Origin of the sequence: Acidovorax sp. Leaf191 (genome assembly GCF_001424425.1) — a bacterium.
In the GTDB taxonomy this organism is placed as follows: Bacteria; Pseudomonadota; Gammaproteobacteria; order Burkholderiales; family Burkholderiaceae_C; genus Acidovorax.
On record NZ_LMPT01000019.1, the window covers coordinates 750,104 to 768,414 of the forward strand.

Here is an 18,311-nt window from a genome sequence, read left to right on the forward strand (position 1 = left end):
GCAAGCGGCCGTCCCGCGCTGCGGGACCGGACACACGACGGCCCCCAGTGCCTTGGAACCTTTGAGCAGGCTCCAAGGCACTGGGGGCCGTTTGCCATGCGGCGTCGTCAGGCCGCGTTGCCCGGCGGCAGGCGGGCCAGCCAGTCTTGCTGCGGCTCGGGCCGGCCAAACAGGTAGCCCTGGTAGACGATGTCGGGCGCGCGCTGGCGCAGGAAGTCGGCCTGGTCGCGGGTCTCCACGCCCTCGGCCACCACACGCAGGCCGAAGTGGCGCGCCACCGACAAAATACCCTCGACCAGCACGCCATCGTCGGCATTGGTGGGCGCCTCGTGCACGAACGAACGGTCGATCTTGAGCTCCTGGATGGGCAGCCGCTTGAGGTAGGCCAGCGACGAGTAGCCCGTGCCGAAGTCGTCCAGCGAGAACTCCACGCCGAGCGCGGCCAGTTCGCGCATCTTGGCCACGGCCTCGTCGAAGTCGTCGATGACGAGGCCTTCGGTCACTTCCAGCGTGAGCAGCGACGGGTCCGCGCCCGAAGTGGCCAGGATGTCGCGCAGCTGCGGGATGAACCCGGCCTGGCGGAACTGCCGCGCACTGAGGTTCACCGACAGGCGCAAGCGCCGCTCCTGCATCGCAGGCTGTGCCAGCAGCGCGCAGGCGTGGGTGAGCACCCAGGTGCCCAGCCCCACGATCAGGTCGGACTCTTCCGCGATGGAGATGAAGGCCGCGGGCGACAGCAGGCCGTCGCGCGGATGCTGCCAGCGCACCAGCACCTCGGCCCCGGTCAGCCGGCCCTGCGCATCCACCTGCGACTGCAGGAACAGGCGCAGCTCATCGGCCGCAATGGCCTGGCGCAGCGACCGCTCCACCTGGAACCGCTGCTCCGCCGCCTCGCCCATGCCTTGTTCGAAAAAGGCGGATCGCCCGCCCCCTGCCTGCTTGGCGCGGTGCAGCGCCGTGCCCGCGCGGCGCATTGCCTCGTGGGGCGAGTCGGCGGCGTTCTGGGGGTAGAGGGTGATGCCGATGCTGGCCCCGAGCTGCGCCTCTTCGGCGCAGCCTTCGAGCCGCATGGGCTGCAGCAGCAGGGCCTGCAACTGTTCGGCAAAGGCCAGCGCGCGGCGGCTGGCCTGTGGCGGCAGCAGGCCCAGGTCGTGCAGCACGATGGCGAATTCATCGCCGGCCACGCGCACCAGCAGGCCGTGCGCGGGCAGCATCTGCGACAGGCGCAGCGCCACGGCGCACAGCAGGCGGTCCCCCATTTCGCTGCCGCGCGCGTCGTTGAAGATGGTGAAGCGGTCCAGGTCCAGCAGCACCAGCACATGCAGCGGCTGCGACCCCACGCCGCCGCGCCAGCGCAGTGCGGTGAGGCGCTCGACCAGCATGGTGCGGTTGGGCAGGCTGGTCAGGGCGTCGAAATGCGCCAGGCGGTGGATCTCGGCGGCCGCGCGGCGCCGCTCGGTGACGTCCTGCTTGATCTCCACATAGTGGCTGATGTGGCCGTCGGGCTGGCGGATGGGGGCCACCACCACGGCCTCGACGATTTCGGCGCCGTCCTTGCGGCGGTTGACCTGCTCGCCCACCCAGTTCTCGCCGCGCGCCAGGGTGTCGCGCAGGCTCACCCACTGCACCAGCGTCATGCCGTTGTTCGACACGTACGACGAGGACTGGCCGATGACCTCGTCCTGCGCGTAGCCGGTGCGGGCCAGGAAGGCCGCGTTGACGTATTCGATGCGGCCTTCGAGGTCGGTGATGGCGATGCTCTCGGGGCTTTGCTCCACGGCGCGCAGCAGCTTGCGCAGCTCTGCGTCCCGCGTGGCCAGGCTGGAGGCCGTCTGCTGCGCCTCGCGCACGCGGCGCAGGTAGCTGCGGCGCGACAGCAGCGTGGCGGCGGCCGTCACGGCCAGCACGCCGCTGAGGTAGGCCACGTACGCGGCCAGGTTGCCGTAGCGGGCCGGGGGCATGTAGTTGTTGAGGTCGGCCCACACGAACACGATGAACAGCAGGCCCGTGGCCCCCGTGAGCCACAGGGTGTAGCGCGCCCCCAGCACCCAGCCGGCGACCACGATGATGACCGGGAAGTTCAGCAGGCTGGGCCCGCGCAGGCCGCCGTTGCTGGCCGACAGCGCCGCCACCACGGCCCATACGCCCCACACCAGCACCAGGCCCGCCTGGTGCCAGCGCCGCAGATGGCCCAGCAGCACAGCCACCGCGCCCATGACGCCCACGCCCAGGTTCAGCAGCACGCGGGCCCAGGGCAAGGGCTCGTCGAGCAGCAGCAGCGCGGCAATCATGGTGCCTGTGATGGCGACCGTCCACGAGCCGGCCCGCACCAGCTGCTGGCTGGTGACGTCGTCGTGGGCGCGGGTGGAGGAATGGGCGGCGGGGGGCATGGTCAATACAGTGACAACCTGTGCGGCATGGTAACGCTATCCATGGGCCGCAACGAGTCAGCCACCGCCGTCAGATTTGAGAGGTACCGCGTCGGCCTCCCTGGGCCCGCACGCCCCCGCCGCGTCATGCGCCCGTGCAGCACGGCCGCACTGCGGCAAGGGAAAACCCTTGATGCACCAGGCACCACGGGGCCTTGAAACACATTCCAGGGCGCTACGGGGGCGTCTGAACGCCCGCCACCTTCACCACCCGGCGCCAGCGCTCGATTTCCTTGCGGATGAAGTCGGTGTAGTCCGCAGACCGCGAGACCACGACCACCAGGCCCTGCGCCTCCAGTTGCTTGCGGGTCTCGGACGCCTTGAAGGCGTTTTCCTTTTCTTTCTCGAGCCGCGCCACCACGGCGGCAGGTGTGCCCGTGGGGGCCGAGATGCCCACCCACGACACGGCCTTGAACCCCGGGTAGCCCACCTCCGAGATGCTGGGCACATCGGGCAGTTGCGGGTTCCTGAACAGGCTGGTGACCGCCAGGGCACGCAGCTTTCCGCTGCGCACATGGGGGGCCACGGCGTCGAGGTTGGTGAACATCATGCCGGCCTTGTTGTCCATCACCGCGTCCAGCGCAGGCTTGGCCCCGGTGAACGGCACCCCGGTGAGTCCCAGCGTCGTGCAGTTGCGGCTGCCCGAAGCTCCGCCCACGCAGGTGCTGATGGTTTGCTTGAGAAGCTCCATCGCCAGGTGCCCCGACGAGGCATGCACCTGCGCATAGGTCAGCTTGCCCGGCTGGGCCTTGCCGACCGCAATCAGCTCCTGCAGCGACTTGAGCGGCGAGGCGGCGCCCACCACCAGCACGTTGGGGCCTTCGGACAGCTGGGAGATGTGCACGAAGTCCTTGAGGGAGTCATAGTCGAGCTGCGGGTTCAGCGCGTGGCTGATGGCATTGGTCCCGACGCCGGACAACACCAGGGTGTACCCATCGGGCGTGGCGCCGGCGGCGGCCTTGGTGCCTTTGGCGTCGGTGTTCTCCACCTGCACCGGCTGGCCCAGCTTTTGCCCCAGCTCCTTGGCCATCAACCGGCCAAGCTGGTCGCTGCTGCCGCCGGCCGGAAAGGGAATGATCAGGCGCAAAGGCTTGGTGGGCCAGTTGTCCTGCGCCAGGGCCGGCGCCGAAAAACACAGGGACAAAGCGGCTGCCACGCACGCCACGGCACTCGAAGTTCGCATGAAAAAATCCCGGTCGTTGTTATCGTCACCGCGACCGCAGGGCCTGCGGGTCGGCGGTGCACACCGCTTGCGGCACCCGCGTGTGGCGCCCCTGGTCCTCAGCGCAGGAGTCAGGGCATCACGCGGCGGGCGAGCAGATGTACGATGTCATATCTCATGACCAACGACCAGCAGGTTTTCCCTATATCGGCTGGTGCGGGAGTGAATGCAGAGGTTCAGGGGTGGACAGGACAAGCACCGCCCTGCCCTGGCTCACCACCGGTTTGACCGGCCTTGGGCGGCTGAGGCAGCTGCCCCGTGGAAGTCCTGCGGACCGGCCCCATCCGCTACAGGGCCTTCGCAGCCTCTGCGCGGTGCAACCGCTTTAAGGTGCATCGCCCGAAGACGGCTCACGCACGCCCGAGCCTTTGCCCTTGGCCTTGGCACGCGCGTCCTTCTTGGCCTGGCGCTTGGCATCTTCCGCCAAGCCCGCGGCGCGCCAGGCCTCGAACTCGTCGGGCGTCTCCAGCGTGATGCGGCCCAGGATGGCGGTGCGGAAGTCGGTCATCACGATCTCGGCGGTCTTTTGCAGGTTCACGCGGCCCCCGCCCAGCATCGCGCCGCGCTTTCGGCCGATGGCTTCGAGCAGCTCGTCGTCCTGCATGGTGGCCATGGTGCCGGCGGGCAGCCCGAGCTTGTAGCGCGCCTCCAGCAGGGGCGCGTAGTTCGTCTGCAGGCGGCGCAGCAGCTCCAGCGCCACCAGCTCCTCGTCATAGGCGTTGCGGCCCACGGCGCCGCTGGCGGCCAGGTTGTAGCCGCTCTCGGGCACGATGATGCGCGGCCACAGCATGCCCGGGGTGTCCCACAGGTAGAAGTCGTCGGCCAGCGTGATGCGCTGCTCGATCTTGGTGATGCCGGCCTCGTCGCCCGTCTTGGCCTGGCGCTTGTTGGACAGCGTGTTGATAAGCGTGGATTTGCCCACGTTCGGCACGCCGCAGATCAGCACCCGCATGGGCTTGGCCATGCCGCCGCGGTTGGGGGACAGCAGGTGGCAGGCATCGATGAGCTTGCGCGCGGGGGCGGGATCGGACGCATCGAGCGGCACGGCGCGCGTGTCGCTCTGGGCGTTGTACCAATCCACCCACAGCGGGGTGCGCGCCGGGTCGGCCACGTCCTGCTTGTTGAGCACCTTGACCGTGGGCTTGTGGCCGGTGAGCTCGGCCAGCAGCGGGTTGCTGCTGGAGCCCGGCAGGCGCGCGTCCAGCACCTCGATCACCACATCGATGTCCTTGATGCGCTCGGTGATGGCTTTCTTGGTCAGGTGCATGTGACCGGGGAACCACTGGATGGCCATGCGGGTTTCTTTCTTCTCTGGGGTTGTCTGTCAGTGCAGCGGGGGCGATTGCCCGGGGCTGCCACTGGGGAATTGTCGGGCCGCGCCGGGGCGGTCTGCGCCCTGCCCACGCGGCGGGCGCCAGGCGCCAAGGATAATCGCGGTCTTTCCTGCTTCTGGCCGCCGCGCTTTTGACCACCATGTCCGCCCCCACACCCGCTCCCCGCAAAGCCCCCGTCAGCAAGGCCGACAAGGAAGTGCTGTTCAAGGGCGTGACCTGCGCCCTGATCGGCCTGGTGATCCTGCTGGCGCCCTATGTGGCCCGCGCCAGCAGCGTGCGCGACCTGATGTCCCAGGCGTCGCTGGTGGGCTGGTTCGCCTTGGTGCTGGGACTGGCGTTCATCGCGCAGTACGGCCTGCGCCGGGCCAAGGCCAGCCGCCACCGGCCGTGACGCAGCGCATCACGCCGCCGACCGCCCTGCCCGCCCGTGCGGTGGACGGCGCCTCTGCCCAGGCCATGTTCCAGGCGCTGCAGGAGCAGGCCCAGTCTGCCGGCATCACCCTGCGCAACCCGCCGCCGGAGCCCACGACCTGCTGCGGCCGGGGCTGCAACGGTTGCGTGTGGGAGGGGTTTCTGGAAGCCGCCGAGTACTGGCGGCAGGAGGCGCTGCTGCAGCTGCCGGGTGGATGAACCGATGGACCGGTGGGGTGGATGCGATGGGGCGGATACAAGGTTTTTGAGCCCTTGCCGCTTGCTGGACGGGCGCCAGCAGCTATCGATTCAGGAGCATTCATTCCCAGACCGGGCCGCTGCACACGCTGCAGCGGCGCAGCGCTGCCGCCGTATCAGCCCAGTTCCTTGACCGCCATGTACTGCTCGCGCCACGCCTCGAACGGCAGCGTGTCGGCTGCCTCGATGGCCTTTTGGGCGGCCACGGATTCGTCGGCCAGCGCCAGGTAGCGCGCCTGCTGCTCGGCCGTCCAGGGCAGGCTGAGCAGCGCATCGCGGGCGGCCACGGACTGCTCGCGCGCAAAGTTCTCGAAGCTGTTCTGGTGCACCGAGCGGATCGCGTCGAGCACACGGGCCGAAGGCGTGTCGGCCGGCGCGGCCATGAGCGCACGCGCATCCTGCAAAGCGGCGCTGTAGTCAGCCGTGCCATGCGTGGCATCGAGCGCGGCGGCCAGCGGCACGCACTCGGCCAGCACCTCGGCACCCCAGTCGGCCAGGGCCACGCTCTGGCCGTTGCGCGCCAGTTGCAAGCCAGGCTCGCGGCCCCGCTCGGCCGTAAGGTGCTGGTTGTGCTTGAGCTCGGCGATCTCGGCCGGTGTGTCGGGCGGGCTGTCAGACAGCAGGCAGTGCAGCAAAAACACGTCCAGCAGGCGCATGGTGGACGCGGTGATGCCCACGGGCACGAACGGGTCCAGGTCCATCAGGCGCACTTCCACGTACTCCACACCACGCTCGCGCAGCGCGTGCAGCGGGCGTTCGCCGGTGCGCACGGTGCGCTTGGGGCGGATGGTGCCGTAGAACTCGTTCTCGATCTGCAGCAGGCTGGTGCCCAGCTGGTTGTAGTCGCCGCCGGGGTTGCGCACGCCCAGGGTTTCGTAGGCAGGATAGGGCTTGGTCAGCGCCTCGTGCAGCGAGTTGGCGTAGCCCTTGAGGCCGTTGTAGCTCACGGCCAGCGTGGCCTGAGCGTCGCTCTGGTAGCCCAGGCGACCCATGCGCAGCGAGGTGGCATGCGGCAGGTACAGCGCCTGCCCGCCCGGCAACTGCTGCAGGCCGTGCTCGCGCCCCGCCACGAAGCAGGGGCACAGCGCGGGTGACGCGCCGAACAAATACAGCAGCACGAAGGCGTGGCGGCGGAAGTTGCGGATGAGCGAGAAGTACTGCTCGCTGTCCACCCCCGGCAGCGACCAGTTGTAGTGGATGCCCGAGATGGTCTGCATGCGCCGGCCGTAGCGGTGGCCCAGGCCCATGCGGTAGATGCTCTTGGCCCGGCCCACGTTGGAGCTGCCGTAGCGGCCGATGGGGATGGTCTCGTCGGTGGGCAGGCCGCAGGGCATGCTGGAGGCCCACAGCAGCTCGCCGCCGCTGTCGGTCAGGGTGCGGTGCACGAACTGGTGCACTTCGGTCAGCTCGTTCAGGCATTCATCCACGCCCTTGCGGGCGCTGGTGATGAGCTCCAGCTGCGACTCGCTGTAGTCGGTGGTGATCAGCGGGTGCGTGAGCGCCGAGCCCAGCGCCACAGGGTGCGGCGTCAGGGCCAGGCCATCGTGGGGCAGCACCCGAAGGCCTTCCTTTTCGATGCCGCGGCGAATCCCTCCCAGGGCATCCGCCGGATAGGCGGCCAGTCTTTCGTGCAATTTGCTCATATGTTTATACCGATCCAACTTCTGTCGGCCCGGAACTTAGCACGGAGCAGGCTGGCGTGCCCGGACACAACTCAAGCCCTTGCGGCCAAAGCCTTTCCTACTTCGTTGGTTCCCTGTGCTGCGCCGCTTTGTGGTACCTGCTCGCCGGCGCGCTCCGTCACCTCGGCCAGGCGGGCCGCCAACTGCTCGGGCACGTCGGCGCCGATGCCCACATGGATGCCCTCGGTCAGGGTGATGTGGGCCGCCTCGAACGTGCCCGCACCGGCGCACAGGATGGTGCGGGTGGGCGCGCTCTCGTGGGCCAGCACCAGCATGGCGGGCACCACGGCTTCGGGTTTGAGGGCGTCGAGCACTTCCTGCGGCATCAGGCCTTCGGTCATGCGCGTGGCGGCCGTGGGGGCCAGGGCGTTGACGCGGATACCGTACTTGGCGCCTTCGATGGCCAGGGTCTGCATCAGCCCCACCTGGGCGAGCTTGGCCGCGCCGTAGTTGGCCTGGCCGAAATTGCCGTACAGGCCGGTGGACGAAGTCGTCATCACGATGCGGCCGTACTGCTGCGCCACCATGTGCGGCCACACGGCCTTGCAGCAGTGGGCGGCGCCCATCAGGTGCACATCCACCACCAGGCGGAAGTCGGCCATGTCCATCTTGGAGAACGACTTGTCGCGCAGGATGCCGGCGTTGTTGACCAGGATGTCCACCCGGCCCCAGGCATCGATGGCCTGCTGCACCATGGCTTCGACCGCGGCGAAGTCGGTGACGGACGCGCCATTGGCCAGCGCCTGGCCGCCCGCTGCGCGGATCTCGTCCACCACGGCCTGCGCGGCCGACACCGTGCTGCCGCTGCCGTCCACCGCGCCGCCCAGGTCGTTGACCAGCACCTTGGCGCCGCGCGCTGCCAGGGCCAAGGCATGCTGGCGGCCCAGGCCGCCGCCCGCGCCGGTCACGATGGCCACGCGGCCGTTGAAGTCGATAGCCATGAATGGGTCTCCTGTGGTGTCTGAAAGATGAAGGAAGGAAGGAAAATAGGAAAGAAAGGCAGGGAAAGACGGCCCGCGCCCCGGATGGAGCCACAGGCGCTGCGCGTGGGACTTTAAGCCAGATGCGGGTGGGCGACGGTTGCGCACGCGACTGGCATGGCGCAGCGCCGCCCCTCACAAAAACACGCACAGCAGTGGGCCCCAATCAGGTATCGTGCCGAGGCCCGCGCCCGGCCGTGAACCCGGCGGCGCCGGCACTCCCCCACAACACCGCATACAGCACCGACCCGCAGCATGGCGCAACGCTCTCTTTTTGATAGCTACTGCCGCTTGTCAGTTGAGCGCTGCGGGCCTATTTGACTCAAGGAAACCCCATGAAAGCAACCTGGAACGGCGTCACCGTCGCCGAAAGCGACGACACCGTGGTGGTCGAAGGCAACCACTACTTCCCCGAAGCCGCTCTCAAGCGCGAGTTCTTCACCTTCAGCAACCACAAGACCACCTGCCACTGGAAGGGCCAGGCCAGCTACCTGTCCCTGCTGGTCGACGGCGAGATGAACACCGATGCCGCGTGGTTCTACGCCGACCCGAAGCCCGAAGCCGAAGAGATCCGCGGCCGCGTTGCCTTCTGGAAAGGCGTGAAGATCGAGGCCTGACCACCCGCGCTGCGGGTTATCCCTGCAGGCACTGGACAATCATGTGGATAAGTGTGGACAAGCCCTGTATGACAACCTCAAGTGCTTGATTCATAACGAAAGCCACTGCGCTGCACAATTTTTAAGCAGGCCGGAAAAAACGCCCCCCGGTTATCCCTGCCAACACTGGACAATCCTGTGCATAAGTTTGGACAAGCTTTGTATGGCATTGCCAAGTTATTGATTTCAAAGGCTTATCCTTGCATTGCTTAAAAATGATGCAGGCCTTTCATGGTTCTGCGACCGCCCGGCCCACCCCGCGCAACCGGCCCCCAAAGCCCCGGTTATCCAGCCCCGCACTGGACAATCATGTGGATAAGTCTGCACAACCCTTGTATGACAGGTATAAGTCATTGATTTACAAGGCATATCCTTGCATTGCTTAAAAATCAGGCAGTTCGGGGGGCCACAGACCACCGGGAACCGCTTCCTGATCGATAGCATTGCGCACTGCCCCACCGGCTCTTTCCTTTGACACAATGCTTCTTCCTGCCCTTCAGCACAGCCCTGCCGCCGAACGCAACCGCGCGCCCATCCTGGAGTGCCTGCGCAGCCTGCTGGCCACGCAGGGCCGGGCACTGGAAATCGCCAGCGGCACCGGCCAGCATGCGGCACACTTCGCGGCGGCCCTGCCGGGCTGGAGCTGGCAACCCACCGACCTGCACAGCACCCACTTCGACTCCATCGCAGGCTGGGCCGCGCAAGCGGGCGCCACGCAGGTACGGCCTGCGCGGCGGCTAGACGTGCTGCAGCCGCACTGGCCTGCCGAAGGCCAGCCCTGGGGCGCGGAGTTCGACCTGATCTACTGCGCCAACATGCTGCACATTGCGCCATGGGCATGCTGCGCCGGGTTGATGCAGGGCGCAGCACGGCATCTGGCCGCAGGCGGGCGGCTGGTGACCTACGGGCCCTACCTGGAAGACAACGTGCCCACGGCCCCCGGCAACCTGGCTTTCGACGCCAGCCTGCGCGCCCAGGACAGCACCTGGGGCATCCGCCGCCTGGAGGACGTGGCCGCCACGGCGGCCGACGCCGGGCTGGGACTGCAGGCGCGCCACGCGCTGCCGGCCAACAACCTGCTGCTGGTGTGGGCGCGCGCTGATTCCACGGCGGGGACCGCGGCGCCCTGAGCCATCCACCGACCGACCCGACTGACCGACTCCCTCTCCTTCCCATGAACACTCCCACCGTCCCCTTCTTCATCGCCAGGATCGATCCCGACGGCCAACAATGCGACGCTTGGCCCGAGCAGCCCCTGCTGTTGTCCATGGAGCAAGGCGGCATCGACTGGCCCAGCTCCTGCCGCAACGGCACCTGCCGCACCTGCATCGGCATGCTGGCCGAAGGCGAGGTGCGCTACGCCATCGAGTGGCCCGGGCTCACTGCCGAAGAAAAGGCCGAGGGCTGCGTGCTGCCCTGCGTGGCCTACCCGATGAGCGACGTGCGCCTGGAAGCACCGGGCATCTGATACCGGCGGCAAAGGCCTGACCCCACGCCGGGCCGGTGCCACGCATGGCACTTTCGCGCTTGCTGCGCCCGGCGGTCCTCCCCAGAATCCTGTGCACATCGATTGCCCAGGGAGGGAGGACACCATGACCACCACTGTCGCGCCGCCAGCGCCTGCCGCCGCCGCACCCAACGCCACCGCACCGGACGCCACCGACCGCACCCCCACCCGAGCGGACATCCTGGCCCAGTGCATCGCCGCAGACGCGCAATGGGCCGAGAAGCCCGGCCGCAACCTCGTGCTGCTGTTCGACGGCACCGGCAACATCCTGGGCAACCAGCAGGACACCAACGTGGTCAAGCTGCTGCGCATGCTCGGCAAGGGGCGAGACCCTGCGGGCAGCGAACCCACCCAGCTCGTCTACTACGACCCCGGCGTAGGCACCACCAACGAATTCCCCGCGGACGGCATCGTGTCCAAGGCCAGGAACCAGCTGCGGCAGCTGGCCGGGCTGGCGCTGGGCAGCGGCGTGTTCCCCAACATCGCCGAGGCCTACCGGTTCCTGGTCAACGCCTACCAGCGGGGCGACCGCATCTACCTGTTCGGCTTTTCGCGCGGCGCCTTCACCGCGCGGGCGGTGGCCGGCATGCTCAACATGTACGGGCTGATCCACACCGAGGGCCTGCCGCTCATCGAAACCCTGGTGCGCACCTACTTCGCGCCCAGCGACCACAAGAACCAGGCCGGCACCAAGAGCCGCAAGGCCTTTGCGCAAGACGTGATCGACAACTTCTCGCTGGGCCGCACCCCGCTGGTGCACTTCGTCGGGGTGTGGGACACGGTGGAGGCCATCGGGCTGGGCGGGGTGGGCGGCATCAAGATCAGCAACTCCGCCGACTTCGACCGCAAGCGCTTCGCCCACGTGCGCCATGCCATGTCGCTGTTCGAATCGCGCAGCAAATACGCACCCCGCCGCTACGAGGACCCGCACTTCACCGCCGAGGAACAACCCTGGCGCAGCTACGACCAGCGCTGGTTCCGCGGCGTGCACAGCGACGTGGGCGGCTCGTACGCGCGCGACGGGCTGTCCAACCTCACGCTCGCCTGGATGGTGGACGAGGCCCAGGCCCACGGCCTGCGCGTGGACAAGAGCCGGCTGCAACCCGGCAACCCGCTCACCGCCATGCACGACCAGGCCTACGACTGCCCCTATTGGGTGTGGACGGGCCTGAACGCTCGCAAACGCGAGGCCAGCGACTTCATCGACCCTACGGCCCGCCCGGTGGACGGCGCCGTGCCCGCAGAGACCGTGCCGCGCACAAAGCCCTGGCGCTGGCTGGGCATCGCGCTCGCGATCACCACGGCCGTGCTGTTCACCATCACCGCCCTGGCGGGCCGGGCCGCCTGCGACCTGGGCGCCGCGCCGGGGTGGCTGCAGGGCCTGCCGTCGGGCTTTCAGGCGTCTGCCCACTGGCATGCCACATGGGGCGTGACATGCAGCGACACCGATGCCGTGCGCCGCGCCATCGCCTGGGACTGGGCCCTGCTCGCCAGCTACGCCCTGTGGCTGGCCTACCCGGTGGCCTGGTCCCTGCGGCGGCTGGTGGCGCGGGCCGTGCCGCCGGGCCGGGCGCTGGGCTGGCTTTATCGGCATGCGCACTGGGTGATGGGCCTTCTGGTGGTGTCGGACATCGTGGAGAACTGCATCACGCTGCATCTGCAATCTCCGCACCACCCGGACTGGCCCACGGTGCTGACGGTGGCCACCAGCATCAAGCTGGTGTCCCTGCTGCTGCTGGCCTGGGTGATGGTGGCCGGAGCCCTGGCCGGGCGCGAGGGCGGCCGCGCGCCCGCGTCGCGCGCGCCCCAACTGCACTAAAATCGCTGCTTTTGGGGCGCAGAGCGCTCCCGCACCGTGCGGCCAGCGCCGCGCTGCCCGCTCTTTGGAATCGGCCCTACCGGGCCGTGGCCGGATCAGCGTGCGGTGCCCGCCACCCGCGCTGCCCACCGAAAGCCAGCCTTCCATGACCTCCCCCCTGACCCCCGTGCCGATCTCGCCCGTCGAGGACATCGTGGCCGAGATGCGCGCCGGGCGCATCGTCATCCTGGTGGATGAAGAAGACCGTGAAAACGAAGGCGACCTGGTCCTGGCCGCCGACCACGTGACCCCCGAGGCCATCAACTTCATGGCCCGCTTCGGCCGCGGGCTGATCTGCCTGACCCTGAGCCGCGAGCGCTGCGAGCGCCTGCGCCTGCCGCCCATGGTGGCGAGCAACGGCACCAAGATGGGCACGGCCTTCACCGTGTCGATCGAAGCCGCCGAAGGCGTGACCACCGGCATCTCCGCCGCCGACCGGGCGCGCACCGTGCAGGCCGCCGTGGCGCCCAACGCCGTGGCCGCCGACCTGGTGCAGCCCGGCCACATCTTCCCGCTGCAGGCGGTGGAAGGCGGCGTGCTCATGCGTGCGGGCCACACCGAAGCCGGCTGCGACCTGGCGGTGATGGCCGGCTGCAGTCCCGCATCGGTGATCTGCGAGATCATGAAGGACGACGGCACCATGGCGCGCCTGCCGGACCTGCAGATCTTTGCCGCCGAACACGGCCTCAAGATCGGCACCATCGCCGACCTCATCGAATACCGCAGCCGCAACGAATCGCTGGTCGAAAAGGTGGGCACGCGCGTGCTGCAGACCGCCTTCGGCGCCTTCACCGCCCACGCCTTCCGCGACAAGCCCAGCAAGGAGCTGCACCTGGCCCTGGTCAAGGGCCAGTGGGGCGCCGACGACGTGGTGCCCGTGCGCGTGCACGAGCCGCTGTCGGTGCTGGACGCGCTGGAGGTCAACCGCTCCATGCATTCGTGGAGCCTGGACACCAGCCTGCAGTACCTGTCCGAGCAGGGCAAGGGCGTGGCGGTGCTGCTCAACTGCGGCGAAACGGCGGACCAGCTGCTCGCCCAGTTCGAAGGCACGGCCCGCGCGGCGCAAGCCCCCGAGCGCGGCCGCATGGACCTGCGCACCTACGGCGTGGGTGCACAAATTCTGCGCGAGTGCGGCGTGCACCGCATGGCCCTCATGGGCCAGCCGCGCCGCATGCCCAGCATGGCGGGCTACGGCCTCGAGATCACCGGTTTCATCCCCAAAGAGTAAAAGTACAGGATCACTATGTTTGGCGCAGAAAAAGGAACGGCGGACAAGCTCGATGGCAAGAAACTGCACATCGGCATCGTGCAGGCCCGCTTCAATGAAGGCATCACCAACGCCCTGGCCGCCGCATGCCGCGCCGAGCTGCTGGCGCTGGGCGTGCAGGAAAAGAACATCAAGCACGTGCTGGTGCCCGGCGCCCTCGAAGTGCCCGTGGCCCTGCAGGCCATGGCCGAGGCCGACGAATACGACGCGCTGATCGCGCTGGGCTGCATCATCCGCGGCGAGACCTACCACTTCGAGCTGGTGGCCAACGAGTCCGGCGCGGGCGTCACGCGCCTGACGCTCGACTACCAGATCCCGATCGCCAACGCCATCATCACCACCGAGAACATGGAACAAGCCATCGCCCGCCAGACCGACAAGGGCGTGGACGCGGCCCGCGTCGCGGTGGAGATGGCCAACCTGCTGGACGAACTGTCATGAGCGAAAGCAACACCCCCTCCAGCAGCCGCCCGCCCAAGCAGGTGCGCACCGGCCTCAAGACCACGGGCGCGCGCAAGGCGGCCTCCAAGTCCAACCGCAGCCGCGCCCGCGAATTCGCGCTGCAGGCGCTGTACCAGCACCTGGTGGGCGGCAACGACGCCCACGCCATCGACGCCTTCACGCGCGACCTGGCGGGTTTTCACAAGGCCGACTCGGTGCACTACGACGCGCTGCTGCACGGCTCCATCGCCACCGCGGCCGACATGGATGCGCTGATCACCCCGCTGCTGGACCGCAAGATGGCCGAGATATCGCCCATCGAGCACGCCGTGATGTGGATCGGGGTGTACGAGTTCCAGCACTGCCTGGACGTGCCGTGGCGCGTGGTGCTCAATGAATGCATCGAACTCGCCAAGGAGTTTGGCGGCACCGACGGCCACAAATACGTGAACGCGGTGCTCAACGGCCTGGCGCCCAAGCTGCGCGCCGTCGAAGTGGCCGCCGACAAGGCTGCAGGCAAAGGCAGCAGCCCCGCCGCCGACGACGACACCGGCAACCACACCGACGACGAAACGCCCGCGGCCTGAGCGCCCGGCCTTCATCGCGCACCACTGCCGGCACCTGCGTTGCACGCTGTCGGCGGACGCCACCCTGGCGCTTTTTCTTTTGGCGGCAGAGCATCGCCGCTGCCCAGGACCGATGGGCACCACGGACCTTTTGCCATGAGGTTTCCATGAAGTTTTCCACGCGCGCCGAGCGCATCGAACCGTTCTATGTGATGGAAGTCGCCAAGGCCGCACAGGCCCTGGCACGCGAGGTGGCGGGCACCCGTGAACCCATGATCTTCCTGAACATCGGCGAGCCCGACTTCACCGCCCCACCGCTGGTGCAAGAGGCCGCCGCCCGCGCCGTGCACAGCGGCGCCACGCAGTACACCAACGCCCTGGGCCTGGACGCGCTGCGCGAGCGCATCAGCGGCTGGTACCAGAGCCGATTCGGCGTTCAGGTCCCCGCACGCCGCATCGTGGTCACGGCGGGTGCATCGGCCGCGCTGCAGCTGGCGTGCCTGGCGCTCATCGAGTCGGGCGACGAGATCCTCATGCCCGACCCGAGCTACCCCTGCAACCGCCACTTCGTGAGCGCGGCCGAGGGTAAGGCCGTGCTGCTGCCCACCACGGCCGCAGAGCGCTACCAGCTGAGCGCGGACAAGGTGCGCGCCGCCTGGACCGACAAGACCCGCGGCGTGCTGCTGGCCTCGCCGTCGAACCCCACGGGCACGTCGATTGCGCCCGGCGAGCTGCGGCGCATCCATGAGGTGGTGCGTGCGAACGATGGCATCACGCTCATCGACGAGATCTACCTGGGCCTGTCGTACGAGGAAGAATTCGGCCACACGGCACTGGCCATCGACGACAGCATCATCAGCATCAACAGCTTCAGCAAGTACTTCAACATGACCGGCTGGCGCCTGGGCTGGATGGTGGTGCCCGACGCGATGGTGCCGGTGGTCGAACGCCTGGCGCAAAATTTGTTCATCTGCGCGAGCACCGTGGCGCAGCATGCGGCGCTGGCGTGCTTCGAGGCCGAGAGCATTGCCGAGTACGAACGCCGCCGCGCCGAGTTCAAGGCCCGGCGCGACTTCTTCATCCCGGCACTGCAGTCACTGGGCCTGGCCGTGCCGGTGATGCCCGACGGCGCGTTCTACGCCTGGGCCGACTGCACCGAGGCCGCGCAGCGCCTGGGCGTTGCCTCTGGCAAGAACTGCAGTTGGGACTTCGCCTTCGAGGTCATGCGCCGCGCCCACATCGCGGTGACGCCGGGGCGCGACTTCGGCACGGCAGAGCCCGAGCGCTTCATCCGCTTCTCGACCGCCAACTCCATGGCGCAGCTCGAGGAGTCGGTGGAGCGGCTGCGCAAGCTTCTCGGCTGAACGATGACAGACAGCGAGCGGACCCACGATGGCGTTTGAATTTCCGATCCGCATCTACTGGGAAGACACCGATACGCGCGTGTTGTAGGCATGGACATGCAAGTGGCGTGATGTTAGGGTGTGGACATTTCCATAGCCAGAGAGTCGCCAATGCCTATCAACTCCGCCCGCACCCTTGAAGTCGAGTTAAGGGTTAGGGACTACGAATGCGACATGGGCCATGTCGTAAACAATGCGGTTTATCTGAACTACTTGGAACACGGCCGCCACGAGTTGCTTGGCAGCATGGGGATCCAGTTTGGGGAGCTAGCCAAGCGTGGTATTTTTTTGGTAGTTACTCGCATCGAGGCTGACTTCAAGGCCTCTCTCACCAGCGGTGAAACCTTCATCGTACGCACGGAGCTTCAGCGCAAGGGTCGACTGCGCCTACAGTTCCTCCAACAGATTCAGCGCTCCCCCGACGGGCAGGTGATGCTTAGCGCCCTGGTCACGGGGACTGCCCTCAATGCCCATGGGCGTCCTGAGATACCGGCAGAACTGGAAGGCGTTCTCGGACTTTAGTTTCCACATACACGCTGGGTGAGCGGAGTGTGGTCAAACCAAAGGGTTGCCCTTCATGGAGTGTCCCAGCGCCGGGGAGCGGTGGTCACATCTCGTACCGGCTTCACCCAGCTGTCCACCCCCACGGAGTGTGGGGAGGCGAACAGTTCACAGCGGGCGCACGACAAGTTAAAGAATCGACGAGCTGATGGCTACGCTAGAGCATATTTTCTATATCCCCCAACGCATCATCGTAGCCAAGAATGGCGCGGTACTTCGTGAGCCAGATCGCGGGCGTCGCCCCGTAAAGGGACTTCCACAGATTTTCTGGGCCGACGGTTCAAGTTGGCGCGCCGCAAACCTTTGGGCCTTCAACCGAGCGAATAACGGGGTGACGGACATTAAGACCGTCAGGTCGAATTTTAGCCACCTCCACAAGTACGCACAGTGGCTTGAAGACCAGCAATTGGAGTGGCAGCACTTCCCAATGCTGGAGCGAGACCGTGTGCTCATCCGGTGGCGCAAGCACTTGATTGAGCAGCGCGACCGGTTGGGTTTGTTGTCCCCCTCTACGGCAACGCACCGAATGAATGCCACCGTCTACTTCTACCGATTTGCCCAGGTGTATGGGTTGATCGGCCGTGACACACCACTATGGACGGAGAGACAAGTCGTCCATCGCTTTTTCGATTCGGTGGGCTTTGAACGAACCATGCTCAGACAGAGCACCAATCTGGCGATTCCCAACCGAGCCCGGCACGGGCTTAAGCTGGAAGACGGCTTAACGCCAATTACAGATGGGCAAAGGCAAGAGTTGCTGGCCTTCACCGGGCGTGAGGGCAATGTCAGCAGGGAAATAGATTTGATGCTCAAGCTGGGATTCTTCTCTGGGGCTAGGCTTGGAACCATCACCGACCTCAAGAAGGGCACGCTAGATAACGCCGTGTCAGACCCCAAGGAGCCTGGACTGTTCTACCTGTCAGTGGGACCAGGGCATCGCCCCCACGTGGCCACTAAGTTCGATGTATCGGGACAGATCATCGTACCTGCCGCCTTGCTAGAGGAGCTACGTGACTACGCCTGCAATATCAGCCGACTCAAGCGCGAGGCGCTGGCCGCCCCCGAAGACAAAGAGTTGGTGTTCCTCACCCGCTATGGCCATCGCTATGCAGACCGCGACTCGGGTTCTGGTACTGCAGTTGGCCGGGCCATGGTGGACGTGCGCCGGAAGGCGACAGAAGCCGGCATGGCATTCGCCAAGCACTTTCATTTTCACATGACACGGGCCACCTTTGGATCATCGCTAACCTCGTTGCTGCTATCCCAGGAGGGGGCCACCGAGAGAGACGTGCTGGCTCTGGTCAGCGCCCTCATGCTCCACAAGGATGTAAGTACCACCCTCAAGTACATCAAGTTCGTTCAACAGTCACCTTTGAAGACGGCAGTCGCTAACGAGTACACCAACGCCTTCCTAGGCTTGAGAACCGGCAGAGTAACCGGTCGCGCGTAGAGTTCGAACGACGCCATTTCCAAAGACACAAATGTGTCCAGGGAATCGGGGGCGACTGAGGGGACTCCACATAAACGTAGCTAGTGTTTACCCGCACCTCATGCTTCAAAATAAACCATGTGTGATTGAATGTAACCTTCAAGCCGCACTAATAAAGCGGCTTGAAGCGATTGCACAGTTGAATTTTCTAGACTCTCTATGGTAAAAATTAAGGGCGACGGGTGTTATGCAGACTATTACAAAAATATATATCCGCTAGCTTTTTGAATTATTTTTCATACTAACC

At 66.6% G+C, this 18,311-nt stretch carries 17 protein-coding genes; 12 read left to right on the forward strand and 5 right to left on the reverse strand.

Annotated elements, in window-relative coordinates:
• Nucleotides 1-107 precede the first annotated feature (107 nt).
• From ASG27_RS17450 to ylqF, 3 genes are all read right to left on the reverse strand, one after another.
• Nucleotides 108-2,390 carry a putative bifunctional diguanylate cyclase/phosphodiesterase gene (locus tag ASG27_RS17450; RefSeq protein ID WP_056418949.1) on the reverse strand — a complete coding sequence of 761 codons (2,283 nt, stop codon included), beginning with the start codon at nt 2,388-2,390 and terminating at the stop codon, nt 108-110.
• Nucleotides 2,391-2,604: 214 nt separating this feature from the next.
• Nucleotides 2,605-3,612, reverse strand: coding sequence for a Bug family tripartite tricarboxylate transporter substrate binding protein (locus ASG27_RS17455; protein ID WP_082493209.1), 1,008 nt, complete (start codon nt 3,610-3,612; stop codon nt 2,605-2,607).
• Between the two features lie 364 nt (nt 3,613-3,976).
• On the reverse strand, nt 3,977-4,945 hold the full coding sequence (gene ylqF, locus ASG27_RS17460; protein ID WP_056418951.1) for a ribosome biogenesis GTPase YlqF: 969 nt from the start codon (nt 4,943-4,945) through the stop codon (nt 3,977-3,979).
• Nucleotides 4,946-5,124: 179 nt separating this feature from the next.
• Between ylqF and ASG27_RS17465 the strand changes: the two genes are divergently transcribed.
• On the forward strand, nt 5,125-5,376 hold the full coding sequence (locus tag ASG27_RS17465; RefSeq protein WP_056419210.1) for a hypothetical protein: 252 nt from the start codon (nt 5,125-5,127) through the stop codon (nt 5,374-5,376).
• A 65-nt stretch (nt 5,377-5,441) separates the two neighbouring features.
• Nucleotides 5,442-5,615, forward strand: a complete 174-nt coding sequence (locus ASG27_RS17470) for an oxidoreductase-like domain-containing protein (RefSeq protein WP_056419213.1) — start codon at nt 5,442-5,444, stop codon at nt 5,613-5,615.
• A gap of 155 nt (nt 5,616-5,770) precedes the next feature.
• Here the strand turns inward: ASG27_RS17470 and gshA are convergent, their stop codons facing one another.
• Together gshA and ASG27_RS17480 are read right to left on the reverse strand one after the other, a co-directional pair.
• Nucleotides 5,771-7,297 (reverse strand): glutamate--cysteine ligase, encoded by a 1,527-nt coding sequence (gene gshA / locus ASG27_RS17475; RefSeq protein ID WP_056418952.1) that lies wholly within the window; start codon nt 7,295-7,297, stop codon nt 5,771-5,773.
• Nucleotides 7,298-7,368: 71 nt separating this feature from the next.
• Complete coding sequence (locus ASG27_RS17480; RefSeq protein WP_056418955.1) at nt 7,369-8,277, reverse strand: SDR family NAD(P)-dependent oxidoreductase; 909 nt, start codon at nt 8,275-8,277, stop codon at nt 7,369-7,371.
• A 374-nt stretch (nt 8,278-8,651) separates the two neighbouring features.
• Between ASG27_RS17480 and ASG27_RS17485 the strand changes: the two genes are divergently transcribed.
• The 10 genes from ASG27_RS17485 (at nt 8,652) to ASG27_RS17530 (ending at nt 18,025) form a co-directional block, all read left to right on the forward strand.
• Complete coding sequence (locus ASG27_RS17485; protein ID WP_056418957.1) at nt 8,652-8,933, forward strand: DUF427 domain-containing protein; 282 nt, start codon at nt 8,652-8,654, stop codon at nt 8,931-8,933.
• 518 nt (nt 8,934-9,451) lie between these two features.
• A complete protein-coding gene (locus tag ASG27_RS17490) occupies nt 9,452-10,102 on the forward strand; it encodes a DUF938 domain-containing protein (protein ID WP_056418958.1) in 651 nt (216 codons plus the stop codon).
• A gap of 44 nt (nt 10,103-10,146) precedes the next feature.
• The gene (locus ASG27_RS17495; protein WP_056418964.1) at nt 10,147-10,440 is read left to right on the forward strand and encodes a 2Fe-2S iron-sulfur cluster-binding protein; all 294 of its coding nucleotides are present in this window, start codon (nt 10,147-10,149) and stop codon (nt 10,438-10,440) included.
• Nucleotides 10,441-10,564: 124 nt separating this feature from the next.
• Nucleotides 10,565-12,298: a DUF2235 domain-containing protein gene (locus tag ASG27_RS17500; RefSeq protein WP_082486032.1), complete on the forward strand. Its 1,734-nt coding sequence runs from the start codon at nt 10,565-10,567 to the stop codon at nt 12,296-12,298.
• 145 nt (nt 12,299-12,443) lie between these two features.
• Nucleotides 12,444-13,565 carry a bifunctional 3,4-dihydroxy-2-butanone-4-phosphate synthase/GTP cyclohydrolase II gene (gene ribBA / locus ASG27_RS17505; RefSeq protein ID WP_056418965.1) on the forward strand — a complete coding sequence of 374 codons (1,122 nt, stop codon included), beginning with the start codon at nt 12,444-12,446 and terminating at the stop codon, nt 13,563-13,565.
• A 15-nt stretch (nt 13,566-13,580) separates the two neighbouring features.
• Complete coding sequence (gene ribH, locus ASG27_RS17510) at nt 13,581-14,045, forward strand: 6,7-dimethyl-8-ribityllumazine synthase (RefSeq protein ID WP_056170136.1); 465 nt, start codon at nt 13,581-13,583, stop codon at nt 14,043-14,045.
• On the forward strand, nt 14,042-14,632 hold the full coding sequence (gene nusB / locus ASG27_RS17515) for a transcription antitermination factor NusB (RefSeq protein ID WP_056418967.1): 591 nt from the start codon (nt 14,042-14,044) through the stop codon (nt 14,630-14,632). Before ribH ends, nusB begins: the two co-directional genes overlap by 4 nt.
• A 146-nt stretch (nt 14,633-14,778) precedes the next feature.
• Entirely contained in the window at nt 14,779-15,975 is a 1,197-nt protein-coding gene (locus ASG27_RS17520) for a pyridoxal phosphate-dependent aminotransferase (protein WP_056418969.1), read from the forward strand.
• Between the two features lie 150 nt (nt 15,976-16,125).
• On the forward strand, nt 16,126-16,536 hold the full coding sequence (locus ASG27_RS17525) for an acyl-CoA thioesterase (protein ID WP_056418971.1): 411 nt from the start codon (nt 16,126-16,128) through the stop codon (nt 16,534-16,536).
• Between the two features lie 187 nt (nt 16,537-16,723).
• Nucleotides 16,724-18,025 (forward strand): site-specific integrase, encoded by a 1,302-nt coding sequence (locus ASG27_RS17530; RefSeq protein ID WP_056418974.1) that lies wholly within the window; start codon nt 16,724-16,726, stop codon nt 18,023-18,025.
• Nucleotides 18,026-18,311 lie beyond the last annotated feature (286 nt).

Bases quoted from the DNA above. Each gene is read 5' to 3' on its own strand.
- ASG27_RS17450 (WP_056418949.1), bottom strand. From the start codon at position 2,390: ATGCCCCCCGCCGCCCATTCCTCCACCCGCGCCCACGACGACGTCACC.
- ASG27_RS17455 (WP_082493209.1), bottom strand. From the start codon at position 3,612: ATGCGAACTTCGAGTGCCGTGGCGTGCGTGGCAGCCGCTTTGTCCCTG.
- ylqF (WP_056418951.1), bottom strand. From the start codon at position 4,945: ATGGCCATCCAGTGGTTCCCCGGTCACATGCACCTGACCAAGAAAGCC.
- ASG27_RS17465 (WP_056419210.1), top strand. From the start codon at position 5,125: ATGTCCGCCCCCACACCCGCTCCCCGCAAAGCCCCCGTCAGCAAGGCC.
- ASG27_RS17470 (WP_056419213.1), top strand. From the start codon at position 5,442: ATGTTCCAGGCGCTGCAGGAGCAGGCCCAGTCTGCCGGCATCACCCTG.
- gshA (WP_056418952.1), bottom strand. From the start codon at position 7,297: ATGAGCAAATTGCACGAAAGACTGGCCGCCTATCCGGCGGATGCCCTG.
- ASG27_RS17480 (WP_056418955.1), bottom strand. From the start codon at position 8,277: ATGGCTATCGACTTCAACGGCCGCGTGGCCATCGTGACCGGCGCGGGC.
- ASG27_RS17485 (WP_056418957.1), top strand. From the start codon at position 8,652: ATGAAAGCAACCTGGAACGGCGTCACCGTCGCCGAAAGCGACGACACC.
- ASG27_RS17490 (WP_056418958.1), top strand. From the start codon at position 9,452: ATGCTTCTTCCTGCCCTTCAGCACAGCCCTGCCGCCGAACGCAACCGC.
- ASG27_RS17495 (WP_056418964.1), top strand. From the start codon at position 10,147: ATGAACACTCCCACCGTCCCCTTCTTCATCGCCAGGATCGATCCCGAC.
- ASG27_RS17500 (WP_082486032.1), top strand. From the start codon at position 10,565: ATGACCACCACTGTCGCGCCGCCAGCGCCTGCCGCCGCCGCACCCAAC.
- ribBA (WP_056418965.1), top strand. From the start codon at position 12,444: ATGACCTCCCCCCTGACCCCCGTGCCGATCTCGCCCGTCGAGGACATC.
- ribH (WP_056170136.1), top strand. From the start codon at position 13,581: ATGTTTGGCGCAGAAAAAGGAACGGCGGACAAGCTCGATGGCAAGAAA.
- nusB (WP_056418967.1), top strand. From the start codon at position 14,042: ATGAGCGAAAGCAACACCCCCTCCAGCAGCCGCCCGCCCAAGCAGGTG.
- ASG27_RS17520 (WP_056418969.1), top strand. From the start codon at position 14,779: ATGAAGTTTTCCACGCGCGCCGAGCGCATCGAACCGTTCTATGTGATG.
- ASG27_RS17525 (WP_056418971.1), top strand. From the start codon at position 16,126: ATGCCTATCAACTCCGCCCGCACCCTTGAAGTCGAGTTAAGGGTTAGG.
- ASG27_RS17530 (WP_056418974.1), top strand. From the start codon at position 16,724: ATGGCTACGCTAGAGCATATTTTCTATATCCCCCAACGCATCATCGTA.